This is a genomic window from Rathayibacter rhapontici (assembly GCF_001995175.1).
GTDB lineage: Bacteria > Actinomycetota > Actinomycetes > Actinomycetales > Microbacteriaceae > Rathayibacter.
In genome coordinates, this window is the sequence record NZ_MUKN01000080.1 from 1 (window position 1) to 12266 (window position 12266).

A 12266-nucleotide genomic window follows, 5' to 3' on the forward strand; every position below is an offset into this window, starting at 1 on the left:
GCCTCCCCAGGGTGCGCGGCGGGGTCCCCCGCCGGCGTCGGCGATCCCCCGACCTCGGCCGGCGCGCGCACGGCTCCCGACTCGGTGAAGGGGTCGGCCTCGGGCAGCGAGCCCGTGGTGAAGTCGTAGCCGCAGTTCTCGCAGAACAGCGCGCCCGCCTCGTTGGGGTACGAGCAGTTCGGGCAGACGGCGGGCCCGGTCGGGATCGCGGTCGTCGGCGCGGCGGCGCTCGGCGCAGGAGCGGGAGACGGAGCGGCCTGGATCGGCGCACCGCAGACGTCGCAGTAGTCGCCGGACGCGGAGGTGTGCCCCTCGGGGCACCGGTAGCTCACTTGCGCACCCGCGTGGTCTTGGTGGACGCCGTGTCCAGCGCCATCTCGTCGAGGCGGGTCACTCCGCGCTTGAGCCGCACCGTGCCCTCGTTCGGGTTGTCGATCTCGACCACCTTGCGCAGCTTCGCGGTCGCCTCGTCGTTGCCGGTGACGGCGGCGAGCTGCACGGCGCGGCCGAGCTTGACGGTGGCCGTCGCATCGTCGCCAGCGGCCTTCGCGGCGAGTCCGTCCTGGATCGCCGACGCCAGCTCGGTCTGCCCCGTGTAGTGCGCGACCGCCGGGTCGATGCGGGCGGTGAGCGCGGAGTCGTCGGTCCAGCGGGCCTTCACCAGCGCCGAGGCGACCACCTCGTCGCGCACGCTCAGCTGCACGCGGGCGGCGAGCTGCTCCGCTCCGACGGGCTTCGAGGCGACGCGGACCGCCACGTGGTACTCCCGGGACTCGTCACCCCAGGCGCCGGTCGGGTACGAGCCGGTCAGCGGGTTCACCGGCGTGCGGCGCGAGCTCAAGTCCTCGAGGTTCGGCGCGACCTGACGGACGAAGAGCAGCTGCGCCCCCTGCGGCGTCCACACGCGCAGGTCGCCGTTCGCGACTCCGCGGCCCATCGACGCCTGCATGAGCTGCTCGAAGTCGGCCGCCATGTCGGCCGGGTTCGCGATGAGGCCGACGGTGCCCAGCAGAGCGCTGGCGATCGTGCGCGCCTCCTCGACCACCCAGCGCGTGCCGACTCCGCGCACGTCGCACTGGAACGCCCCCTGGGCGGCGCGGATCGCGGCGTCGAGCTGCATCCGCGACTCGTGCTCGTTCTTGCCGTCGGTGAGGAGGATCGCGTGGCGCTGCGTCGCCTCGGGGACCGTCGCGAAGAGCTGGCGGGCGAGGGTCAGCCAGCTGCCCATCGCGGTGCCGCCGTCGGCCTGGAGGTAGCCGATGGCCTCGCGGGCCGCGGCGCGGGCGCCCGGCTCCATCCGCACCATCGAGACGGAGGCGTTGGGGTAGGGGAACGCGCGGTCGGCGCGCTCGGAGCCCGCGACGACCGCGAAGAACGTGCCGTCGAGGATCTGGTCGACCGCGACCTGGGCCGCGCGCTTGGCGGCGGCCATGTTCTCGCCGGTCATGGATCCGGAGCAGTCCACGATGATGACCTCGGCCGCGGCGCCGTCGCTGCCGGCCGAGCCGGTGCCCGACGCGGTGACCGTCACGATCGCGTGCACATCCGTGGCGCCGTCCGAGAGGTACTCGTTCTGGAAAACACTCGCGCTGAACTCCGCCATCCCCGCAGTCTATTTCGCGTTCCGCGCCGCGCGGGGACACCGTGTCCGCGCTCACAGGCGGCTCCCCCTGCGGAGCCCGAGGACCCGCGCATCGCATGCCCGGGGTGCCGCCCCACGCGCGACCGGTAGCATCGACCGCTCCGACAGGGAGCGGGACGCATGAGCGAGCCGAGACGGGCCTTCACACCGATCGAGCAGCGGATCGACGACGCCGCGAACCGGCTCCTCGCGCGCGGCCCCGCCACCGGACCGCGCGCCTCGCTGATCGAGTTCCTCGTCTTCGGGGCCAAGCAGGCGTGGGCGTGCGTGTTCGGTGCGACACTGCTCGTCCTCCTGCTCGCCGCCCGCCTCTGGTACCCCGACGACGCGGCGCTCGCGCGCAACGACCTGCTGACGATCGCCGCGGTCGTGCTGCAGATCGTCCTCGTCGCCACCCGCCTCGAGACGGGGCGCGAGCTGTGGGTGATCGTGCTGTTCCACCTCGTGGGCACCGGGATGGAGCTCTTCAAGACCGACGTCGGATCGTGGAGCTACGAGGCCGACGGGGTGCTGCGGATCGGCGCGGTGCCGCTGTTCAGCGGGTTCCTCTACGCGTCCGTCGGCTCGTACATGGTGCGGATCCACCGCCTCTTCGACGTGCGCTTCGTCCGCTGGCCGCGGTGGTGGTCGACGGCGGTCGTCGCGCTGCTGATCTACGTGAACTTCTTCAGCCACCACTTCCTGCCGGACGCGCGGTGGCTGCTCCTCGCGGCGGTCGTCCTGCTCTGGGGACGCAGCGTCATGGTCTACCGCGTCCACCGCGGCGTGCACCGGATGCCGGTGCTCCTCGGATTCGCACTGGTCGCGCTGTTCATCTGGTTCGCCGAGAACATCGCCACCTACTCGGGGGCCTGGCTCTACCCGGATCAGGTCGACGGCTGGCAGGTCGTCTCGGTGTCGAAGCTCGTGTCCTGGTTCCTCCTGATGATCGTGTCGGTGGTCCTCGTGACGTGGGTGCATCCTCCGCGCGAGCCCGACCCCGCCGTCAACCCCGGGAGCAGAGGCGCGGCCGTCTGAGACGCTGAGGCGTGCCCAGTTGGTCCCTCGCCCTCCTCAGCGGCGCGATCGGAGGAGCGACGCTCCTGATCGGCGCCGCGCTCGCCTGGTTCGTCCGCGTCCCGCCCAAGCTGACGGCCGCCGTGTCGGCCTTCGGCGCCGGCGTCCTGATCTCGGCCCTCGCCTACGAGCTCGTCGCCGAGGCGGCGGACGACGGCGGCCTCCTGCCGACCGTGCTCGGCACCCTCGCCGGAGCGGTCGTCTTCGTCGGAGCGGACGCGCTGCTCTCGCGCGCGGGCGCCGGGAACCGCAAGTCCTCCTCCGGATCGGGCGGCGGAGGCGGAGCGGCCATCGCGGCCGGTGCGCTGATCGACGGAGTGCCGGAGTCGATCGTGCTCGGGCTGTCGGTGGCGCAGGGCGGCTCGGGAGCCGCGATCAGCGTGCCGATCGTCGCCGCGGTCGCGATCTCGAACCTGCCCGAGGGGCTCTCGTCGACCGCGGGCATGAAGGCCGACGGCCGCTCCGCCCGCTACGTCTTCACCGTCTGGGGCGGGATCGCCGCAGCCTCGGCCGCCGCCGCGCTCGTCGGCTTCCTCGTGTTCGCCACCGCGCCCGGAGCCGTCGTGGCCTTCGTCACGACCGTCGCGGCCGGCGCGATCCTCGCGATGATCTCGAACACGATGATCCCGGAGGCGTTCGACCGGGACGACGTGCTGACGGGGTTGTACGCCGTGCTCGGCTTCGTCACCGCGTTCACCCTGCATGCGCTGGCCTAGCACGCCGCGGGGCGGCGGGCCGCAGTCGGCTCTCGAAGAGGGGCGCGTTCCGCAGAGCGTCCTGCGGTCGGCGACGGGAATCCGCTGACACGCGGATTCCCGGATACGCCTCGAGGAGCGCGGCTGGTCGGGTCCCTCGCTGGTCGAATCGCTCCAGCCTCGCTGGTCGAGTAGCCCCGCGGGGGCGTATCGAGACCCGCCACCGCTAGGAGTCGGTGGATCTCGATACGGCCGCTGCGCGGCCTACTCGATCAGCAGCAGGGCAGCCACTCCTCGCCGAACGCGGCCGGCCCGGTCCCTCGCTGGTCGAGTAACCCCGCAGGGGCGTATCGAGACCCACCGCCGCTAGGAGTCAGTGGATCTCGATACGGCCGCTGCGCGGCCTACTCGATCAGCAGCAGGGCGGGGCGCCCGCGTCAGCCGCTGAAGGCGGTCAGCGCGTCGTCGAGGATCGACAGGCCGCGGGCGACCTGCTCCGGAGTGACGACGGCCGGCGGGACGACGTGGATGCGGTTGTCCGCGGTGAACGGCAGGAGCCCCCGCGACAGCAGGTCCGACTTCAGGCGCGCGACCGAGGCGGCCGGGACCGGCGCCCGCGTCCCGCGGTCCTCGACGAGCTCCAGCGCCCAGAACACGCCGGAGCCGCGGACCTCGCCGATGACGTCGTGCTTCGCCTGCAGGGCGGCGAGTCCGGGCGCGAGGTGCTCGGACCCGATGGTCTTCGCGTTCTCGACGATCCCCTCCTCCGCCATCGCGGTCAGCGTCGCGACGACGCTCGCCGACGCGAGCGGGTGGCCGGAGTAGGTGAGCCCGCCCGGGAACACGCGCTCGTCGAAGTGGTGCGCGATCTCCTCCGAGATGACGACTCCTCCGATGGGCACATAGCCCGAGTTGACGCCCTTCGCGAAGGTGATCAGGTCGGGGAGCACGTCGAAGGCGTCGAAGGCGAACCACTCGCCGGTGCGGCCGAATCCGGCCATCACCTCGTCGAGGATCAGCTGGATGCCGTAGCGGTCGGCGATCGCGCGCACACCGGCGAGGTAGCCGGGCGGCGGAGTGAGAACGCCGGCCGTCCCCGGGATCGTCTCGAGCAGGAACGCCGCGATCGACTCGGGGCCCTCGGCCTGCACGACGCGCTCGAGGTGGTGCAGCGCGCGCTCGCACTCCTGCTCGAGCGTCTCGGCCCAGAACTCGCTGCGGTAGAGGTAGGGGCCGAAGGCGTGCACGTGCCCGCGCGCGTACTCGTTCGGGATGCGGCGCCAGTCGCCGGTCGACACGATCGCCGCTCCGGTGTTGCCGTGGTACGAGCGGTACAGCGAGACGACCTTGTCGCGGCCGGTGAACAGTCGCGCCATGCGGATCGCGTTCTCGTTCGCGTCGGCTCCGCCGTTGGTGAAGAACACCTTCTCGAAGCCCTCGGGGGCGAGGTCGGTGATCAGGCGCGCGGCCTCGGCACGGGTCTCGTTGGCGAACGCGGGGCCGACGGTCGTCAGCACGGCCGCCTGCTCCTGGATCGCGGCGACGACCTTGGGATGCTGGTAGCCGATGGTGACGTTCACGAGCTGGCTCGAGAAGTCGAGGTAGCGGTTCCCGTCGACGTCCCAGACCTCGGCGCCCAGACCGCCGGCGATCGGGAGCGGGTTCAGCGCTCCCTGCGCCGACCACGAGTGGAAGACGCGCGAGCGGTCGGCCTCGGTGACCGAGGCGTTGCTGCGGCCGGGGGCGGTGACGGGCGGAACGGTCTCGGTGCTCATGGTGTCCTTCCGGAGGCGGTGCGTCCCATCCTGCCGCGGAACGGGAGGGGCCGCGCGAGCGGATCCGTCCATCGCGGGCGCCTACGATGGACGGATCGTCGATCCCCTCGTCAGGAGGCCACCGTGCCCGCGACCGTCCGCGACCTGCTCGCCGAACCGGCGTTCGCCCTCCACGTCCTCGCGGGCGTGCACGACGAGGCGGCGCTCGACGCCCCGCTGGTCTGGGCGCACTCCTCCGACCTCGTCGATCCCACTCCCTGGCTCGACTCGGGCCAGCTGCTGCTCACCGACGGCGTGCACTTCGCCGGCGAGCACGCGCCCGACTTCTCGGAGGAGTACGTCGCACGCCTGCGCGGCCGCGGCATCCGCGCGCTCGGCTTCGCGATCGGCATCGTGCACGACGAGGTGCCGGAGGCGCTGATCGCCGCCTGCGAGCGCCAGGGCCTGCCGCTGCTCGAGGTCGCCGACCTGACTCCGTTCATGGGCATCATCCGGTTCGTCGCCGACGTCATCTCGCGCGAGCAGCGCGAACGGCTGGAGTGGTCGCTCGAGGCGCAGCGCCGGGTCGCCCGCGCGGCGCTGCGGCCCGACGGCCTCGCCGCGATCCTCTCGGAGCTGGAGCGGCAGCTCGGCTGCTGGGTCGCCCTCTACGACGCGGTCGGCCAGCGGGTGCAGGTGCCCACCCGGCTCGACGTGCCCCCGGAGGCGGAGCGCTCGGTCGCCGAGGCTGTGCGGCACACGCTCTCGCGCGGCAGCCGCGCGGGACTGCGCCTCGACGACGGGGGCGGAGTGACGCTGCAGACGCTCGGACGCCGCGACCATCTGCGGGGCGTGCTCGCCGTCGGAACGGGCACTCCCCTGGATCCGGCGGGCAACGACCTCGTCGCCAGCGTCATCGCCCTCGCGAGCATCGCCCTCGAGCAGCGCCGCGCGCTCGACACCTCCCGGCGCCAGCTGCGCTCGGGGCTGCTCGAGCTGCTCGTGGCGGGGGCGTTCGACGTCGCGGCCCGCACGGCACGCCAGGTCTGGGGCGCGCTGCCGGCGGTGCCGCTCCGGGTGAGCGTGCTGGCGGAGCCGGTGCGCGGGGATTCGCTGCTCGACGAGCTCGAGGTGGTCGCCGAGGAGAACGGCGAGCGCCTGTTCTTCGCCGAGCGCGAGGGCGCGCTCGTGCTGATCACCGGCGCGAGGACCTCGACGTGATCGCCGCGGTCCTCGCGCGGCACGGGACCCCGGCCGGCGCCTCCGCTCCGACCGACTGGGCGTCGCTCGAGGCGGCGCTGCAGGAGGCGCAGCGCGCGGCGGAGCGCAGCTCCCCGGAGCGCCCGCTCCTGCGCTTCGAGGACCTCGCGGCGCAGGGCATGCTCGGGCTCCTGACCGCCTCGGGCGCGGAGCCGCTCGCGCGCCGGCTGCTCGCTCCCCTGCAGAGCGCCGAGGGCGCCCTGCTGCTCGAGACCGCGCGCGTCTGGCTCCGCCGCAACGGGGCGTGGGAGCCCGCCGCCCGCGAGCTCGGCATCCACCGGCACACCCTCCGCAACCGCATCACCGCGATCGAGCGGCTGCTCGGCGTCGACCTCGACGACGTGTCGGCCCGCAGCGAGCTCTGGCTGGCCCTGGCGTTCGTGCGCTGAGGGAGGCCGCGCTGCTGGTGACGGGGGTCTCGATACGCCGCTGCGCGGCTACTCGACCAGCAGAGGAGACCGATGCGGCGGGCGTCTCTTGCTGATCGAGTAGCCCGCGCAGCGGGCGTATCGAGATCCCCGTGCTCCAGCAGGGCGGCTCAGTTCTGGGGGAAGCCGAGGTTGATGCCGCCGTGCGACGGGTCGAGCCAGCGCGACGTGATCGCCTTCTGCTGCGTGAAGAAGCGCACGCCCTCCGCGCCGTGGGCCTTCGTGTCGCCGAACAGCGACGACTTCCAGCCGCCGAACGAGAACGTCGCCACCGGGACCGGGATCGGCACGTTGATGCCGATCATGCCGACCTGGACCTCGTTCTGGAAGCGGCGGGCCGCTCCTCCGTCGTTCGTGAAGATCGCGGTGCCGTTGCCGAACGCGCCGCCGTTGATCAGCTCGACGCCCTCCTCGTAGGTGCCGACGCGCACGATCGACAGCACCGGTCCGAAGATCTCCTCGGTGTAGGCGCGCGACGTGGTCGGGACCTTGTCGAGAAGGGTCGGGCCGAGCCAGAACCCGTTCGCATCGCCGTCGACCTCGATGCCGCGACCGTCCACGACCACCTCGGCGCCGTCCTCCTCCGCGATCGCGATGTAGGACGCGACCTTGTCGCGGTGCTGCTCCGTCACGAGCGGGCCCATGTCGCAGCCGCGGCGTCCGTCGCCGATGCGCAGCTGCGACGCCCGGTCCTGGATCTTCGAGATCAGCTCGTCCGCGACCGGCTCGACCGCGACCACGACCGAGATCGCCATGCACCGCTCCCCCGCCGAGCCGAAGCCCGCGTTGATGGCGGAGTCGGCCACGAGGTCGAGATCCGCGTCCGGCAGCACCAGCATGTGGTTCTTCGCCCCACCCAGCGCCTGCACGCGCTTGCCGTGCTTCGTCCCCGTCTCGTACACGTACTGCGCGATCGGAGTGGATCCCACGAACGAGATCGAGCGCACGTCGGGGTGCTCCAGGAGCCCGTCCACCGCGACCTTGTCGCCGTTGAGCACGGTGTACACGCCGTCGGGCAGGCCGGCCTCCTTCCAGAGCGCTCCGAGCCAGATCGCCGCCGACGGGTCCTTCTCGGACGGCTTCACGACGACCGTGTTGCCCGCCGCGATCGCGATCGGGAAGAACCACATCGGCACCATCGCAGGGAAGTTGAACGGCGAGATGATGCCGACGACTCCGAGCGGCTGCTTGGTCGAGTACACGTCGACGCCGGTCGAGACCTGCTCGGAGTACTCGCCCTTCAGGTGGTGCGCCAGGGTCGTGGCGAACTCCACGACCTCCTGGCCGCGGGTGATCTCGCCCATCGCGTCCGACACGACCTTGCCGTGCTCCGACGTGATGATCTCGGCCAGCTCGCCCTTCTTCGACTCGAGCAGTTCGCGGAATCGGAACAGGATCTGCTGCCGCTTGGCCAGAGACGTGTCGCGCCAGGCGGGGAAGGCGGCCTTGGCGGAGGCGACGGCCGCGTCGATCTCGGCGGTGTCGGCGAGCGCCACCTCGCGGCTCACGACTCCCAGCGCCGGGTCGTAGACGGGCGCGGTCCGACCGGACGAGGAGGCGGAGGGCGCCCCGTCGATCCAGTGGCCGACGATGGACAGCGCGGTGCGGGACTCGGCGAGGCTCATGGGGTCGAGCGTAGGGAGCGCGCCGACGGAGCGAGTGACGGATTCGTCCAGACGACCCCCGGTCGGCTGGACGGACCCGCTACTCCGCCGGCACCTCGAAGCGCGCCAGAGCCGCCGTGATGTTGTCGTGCCCGCCCTGCGCGTTGGCCCACGCGACGAGCGCCTCGGCGAGCGTCACCGGATCGCTGCCGACGCGCTGCTCGGCCTCGTGCAGCACCCCGGCGAGGTCCTCGGCGGGAGAGGCGTAATTCCAGAGCCCGTCCGAGCACGCGAGCACCCAGCCGGACTCGTCGAGCACCGCGGTCGACAGCCGCGGCTCCTCGTCGTGCGCGTCGGCGCCGAGCCAGCGGGTGATCGCATGGGCGTCAGGCGAGGTCTCGGCCTCGGCACGGCTCATCCCCGACGCGATCTGCTCCTGCGCCCACGAGTCGTCGACGGTGAGCTGCCGCGGGGCGCCCGCGTCCGGCATCCAGTAGCAGCGGCTGTCGCCGACGTTGCCCGTGACCAGCAGCGACCCCTCGAGGATCGCGGCGGTGAAGGTGCACGACGGCGGGTTGTCGCGCTTCTCGGGCACGGCTGCGTCGATCGCTCCGGAGGCGCGCGCCGTCGCCATCTGCAGCAGAGCGCCCCAGCGCTCGGCGCCGCGCGCTCCGCCGCCTACCTCGGCCTGCAGTGCGCTGAGGGCGGCGCGGGCCGCGGCGAGGGAGGCGGTGTCGGAGTCGGGGGTCGACGAGACGCCGTCGCAGACGACGAGGAGCGCGGTGCGGAGCGCGTCGTCCTCGGCCGCCACCGCGCCGATCGCCATCGCGTCCTCGTTGGCCGCGTGCCGGATCCCGCGGTCGCAGACGCCTCCGACGAGCGGATGCGGTGCCTCGGCCCAGTGCTCGCGCTCGGTAGGGGCCCGCTGACCGCACTGCTCGCAGTAGCCGTCGTCGGCCACGGAACCTCCGCAGAAGACGCAGGCGGCACGGGCGCCCTCGACGGCGGCGGGCGGCGCGGGCACAGCGGCCGCCACGATCAGCGTCGCTCCGCACGCCTCGCAGAAGGCGTCGCCGGCCGTCACCGGCTCGCCGCAGACGGGGCACGGCGTCGACAGCGCCACGGGGTCGGCGACCGGGAGCGGCTCGGGGGCCGGCTCCGGAGTCGGGAGCGGCTCGGGGGCCGCCTCCGGGGTCGGCGATCCCGCGACGGCACCCGTCGCGTCGGCGCTCTCCTCCGGCGCCACCTCGCTCCCGCTCACGTCCTCGCTCCCGTTCACGTCCTCGCTCCCGCTCACGCCCTCGCTCACGCCCGCTCCCCCGCTCACGTCATCGTCCAGCGGCGCACCGCGTTCGCCTTGTCGACCAGCTCGAGGCGCCGCTCGCGCTCGCGCGTGGACGCGGCGAGCGCCCGGTAGGACGCCTCCAGTCCGTCTCGGATCGCCGGCTCCGTCGCCTCCACCGTGCCCAGCATCGCTCCCTCGGCGGGTCCGTCGCGTCGCACCAGCTCCAGCGCCGACTCCAGCACCCCGGTGGTCAGTTCGAGCCGCGTGCGCGGGTCGATCGCGAGGGAGTCGACGCTCGACAGCGCCGCCGACAGCGAGGGCAGTCCACGGCCCGACTCGGCGAGCAGCTCGGCCCGGCGCCGGCGGGCGTCGAGGAACGAGGAGCGCGTCGGCGTGACGATGTCGAGCGCGTCGAGCGCTCCGTCGAGGTCGCCGCGCGCCTGCCGCACCCGGGCGAGGCCGAAGGCGGCGGGGGCCGTGTAGTTCGCGTCCGAGCGGGCGCAGATCACGTAGAGCGACTCCGCCACCTCGGGCTCTCCGCTCGACTCGCACGCCGCGGCGAGCGCCAGCTTCGGCGCCAGCTCGCCGGGCACCTGCCCGTAGACGGTGTTGAAGGAGGCGCGGGCGCCGATGTCGTCGCCGTGCGCGAGCTGCGCGAGACCGCTCATCCAGACGGCCCGCCACTCCCACGGGTCCTCCGCCAGGATCTCGCCCGTCGCACGCGACACCTCGTCCCACCGCTCGGCCTCGATCGCGGCGCGGGCCCGGGCGAGCCGCACCTCGACGGTGACCATCGGAGCGAGTGCGAGCGCGCGCAGGCGCACGATCGGGTCGGCGACGTTCACCCCCGCGAGCCACGCCTTCGCGGCGTCGGACTCGTCGATCTTCAGCAGCGGCAGCGCGTCCCAGGGCAGCGGGCGGTCGACCACGTCGGCGACCGGCGCCTCGAAGAGCGCCGACTCGGTCGAGTGCAGCGACGGGTGCCCGGGCCCGCGGTCGGTCGCTACCACCTCGCGGAGGACGCCCAGCAGCTGCCCGCGCATCTCGTCGACCGTCGCGAACCTGTCCTGCGGATCCGGCGCGCACGCCTTCGCGATCAGGCGGTAGAAGGAGTCGTAGCGCTGGAACAGCGGCGTCTCGGACACCGGCGGGAGGGACGCGACGTACGTCGTCTGGTTCCCGCGGAAGTCCAGCACCAGCGAGGCGAGCGTGCGCCCGATCGTGTAGACGTCGGACGCGATGGACGGGCCGACCTCGGGCACCTCCGGGGCCTGGTAGCCGACAGTGCCGTAGATCGCGGAGTCGTCGTCGTCGACGCGGCGCACCCCGCCGAGGTCGATCAGCTTCACCTGGTCGCCGACCTGGATCATGTTGTCCGGCTTGAAGTCGCAGTACAGCAGCCCGTGGTCGTGCAGGTACGCGAAGGCGGGCATCACCTCGAGCACGAACGCGAGCGCCTGGTCGGCGGGCAGCGGATCGGCGCGGCCGCCGTTCGCCTCCAGCCGCTCCTGGAGGATCTGCTTGAGGCTCGGGCCGCGACGTACTCCATCACGATGTAGCCGGCGCCCTCGTGCAGCACGAAGTTGTAGATCTCGACGATGAGCGGATGCTCGACCTCGGCGAGGAACTGCCGCTCGGTGACGGCGGCGGCGTACGCGTCCGGGTCGCCCGAGTTGAGCAGGCCCTTCAGCACCACCCAGCGGCCCGAGACGTTGCGGTCGCGCGCGAGGTAGATCCAGCCGAGGCCGCCGTAGGCGAGGCAGCCGACGACCTCGTACTGCCCGCCGACCACGTCGCCCTTCTGCAGCTGCGGGGTGAACGAGAAGGGGGTGCGGCAGTTGGGGCAGAAGCCCTCGGTGCGGCCGGCCTTCCCGTCGCGTCCGCGGCCCACGGCCGTGCCGCAGTTCGAGCAGAAGCGCTTGCGCTCGGGGAGGACCGCCTCCGTCATGAGCGCGGCCATCGGGTCGGCGGCGGGGCGCGAGGGAACGGTGGTCAGCCCGGCGCCCAGGCGCGGTCCGCGCAGGCGGGTCGAGGTGGTGCCGACGCGGCGGGTGACCTTCGAGCCGGTCTGCGCGGTGCGGGCGGAGCCGAGGGCGGCGGTGGCGAGGCGGGCGGAGGAGGTGCGTCCGCTGCGCGCGGTCGCCGCCTCCTCGATGCTCGATCCGACGGGGGCGGAGGCGTTCGGGGCGCCCTCGACGAACCCCGTGCCGAAGGCGGCCGAGGCGGTGGCGGGAGCGGTGCTCGGGGCGGGGCGTCGTGCGGTCGGCGTCGACGCGGCCGGTCCCGCGCCGCCGCTCGCGGGCGGGGACCCGCAGACGTTGCAGTAGCCGTCCTCGATCGTCCCGGTGCAGCCCGGAGTCGCGGTGCAGGGTTCGCCGTTCATGGGGTGGCCTTCCGGTGGTGCGGCAGATCTCGGGTGACGACGTCGTACTGCTCGACGAAGTGACGGGCGAGCGGGACGGAGCAGGGCACCGCCTCCAGCGCGGCGCGCACCTCCTCCTCGGCGGCCCGGCCCACGGCGGTGGCGGCGCGGCCGTTCGCA

The 12266-nt window shown here is 73.1% G+C and carries 11 protein-coding genes; 4 read left to right on the top strand and 7 right to left on the bottom strand.

The window, feature by feature from the left end; genetic code table 11:
- Together B0T42_RS17515 and B0T42_RS17520 are read right to left on the bottom strand one after the other, a co-directional pair.
- Positions 1 to 332: zinc-ribbon domain-containing protein (locus tag B0T42_RS17515; protein ID WP_139344567.1), on the bottom strand; the 332-nt coding region annotated here is incomplete at its 3' end.
- On the bottom strand, positions 329 to 1603 hold the full coding sequence (locus B0T42_RS17520; protein WP_077224296.1) for a VWA domain-containing protein: 1275 nt from the start codon (positions 1601 to 1603) through the stop codon (positions 329 to 331). The genes B0T42_RS17515 and B0T42_RS17520, both read right to left, overlap by 4 nt.
- Positions 1604 to 1762: 159 nt before the next feature.
- On the opposite strand from B0T42_RS17520, the gene B0T42_RS17525 reads away from it, so the two are divergent.
- Together B0T42_RS17525 and B0T42_RS17530 are read left to right on the top strand one after the other, a co-directional pair.
- Positions 1763 to 2659 carry a DUF817 domain-containing protein gene (locus B0T42_RS17525; protein WP_077224297.1) on the top strand — a complete coding sequence of 299 codons (897 nt, stop codon included), beginning with the start codon at positions 1763 to 1765 and terminating at the stop codon, positions 2657 to 2659.
- Between the two features lie 11 nt (positions 2660 to 2670).
- Positions 2671 to 3414: a ZIP family metal transporter gene (locus B0T42_RS17530; protein WP_077224298.1), complete on the top strand. Its 744-nt coding sequence runs from the start codon at positions 2671 to 2673 to the stop codon at positions 3412 to 3414.
- 416 nt (positions 3415 to 3830) lie between these two features.
- On the opposite strand, the gene B0T42_RS17535 is transcribed toward B0T42_RS17530, so the two are convergent.
- Positions 3831 to 5168 carry an aspartate aminotransferase family protein gene (locus tag B0T42_RS17535; protein ID WP_077224299.1) on the bottom strand — a complete coding sequence of 446 codons (1338 nt, stop codon included), beginning with the start codon at positions 5166 to 5168 and terminating at the stop codon, positions 3831 to 3833.
- Between the two features lie 123 nt (positions 5169 to 5291).
- On the opposite strand from B0T42_RS17535, the gene B0T42_RS19705 reads away from it, so the two are divergent.
- Together B0T42_RS19705 and B0T42_RS19265 are read left to right on the top strand one after the other, a co-directional pair.
- On the top strand, positions 5292 to 6368 hold the full coding sequence (locus B0T42_RS19705; RefSeq protein WP_158078171.1) for a PucR family transcriptional regulator ligand-binding domain-containing protein: 1077 nt from the start codon (positions 5292 to 5294) through the stop codon (positions 6366 to 6368).
- Positions 6365 to 6796 carry a PucR family transcriptional regulator gene (locus B0T42_RS19265; RefSeq protein ID WP_094742801.1) on the top strand — a complete coding sequence of 144 codons (432 nt, stop codon included), beginning with the start codon at positions 6365 to 6367 and terminating at the stop codon, positions 6794 to 6796. The genes B0T42_RS19705 and B0T42_RS19265 overlap by 4 nt, the downstream gene beginning before the upstream one ends.
- A gap of 149 nt (positions 6797 to 6945) precedes the next feature.
- Here the strand turns inward: B0T42_RS19265 and B0T42_RS17545 are convergent, their stop codons facing one another.
- From B0T42_RS17545 to B0T42_RS22465, 4 genes are all read right to left on the bottom strand, one after another.
- A complete protein-coding gene (locus B0T42_RS17545; protein WP_077224300.1) occupies positions 6946 to 8460 on the bottom strand; it encodes a CoA-acylating methylmalonate-semialdehyde dehydrogenase in 1515 nt (504 codons plus the stop codon).
- Positions 8461 to 8539: 79 nt separating this feature from the next.
- Positions 8540 to 9748: a protein phosphatase 2C domain-containing protein gene (locus tag B0T42_RS17550; protein ID WP_236720387.1), complete on the bottom strand. Its 1209-nt coding sequence runs from the start codon at positions 9746 to 9748 to the stop codon at positions 8540 to 8542.
- 14 nt (positions 9749 to 9762) lie between these two features.
- Positions 9763 to 11169, bottom strand: a complete 1407-nt coding sequence (locus tag B0T42_RS22460; protein ID WP_342418276.1) for a tetratricopeptide repeat protein — start codon at positions 11167 to 11169, stop codon at positions 9763 to 9765.
- Positions 11157 to 12107 (bottom strand): serine/threonine protein kinase, encoded by a 951-nt coding sequence (locus B0T42_RS22465; protein ID WP_342418277.1) that lies wholly within the window; start codon positions 12105 to 12107, stop codon positions 11157 to 11159. Before B0T42_RS22465 ends, B0T42_RS22460 begins: the two co-directional genes overlap by 13 nt.
- Positions 12108 to 12266: the final 159 nt, after the last annotated feature.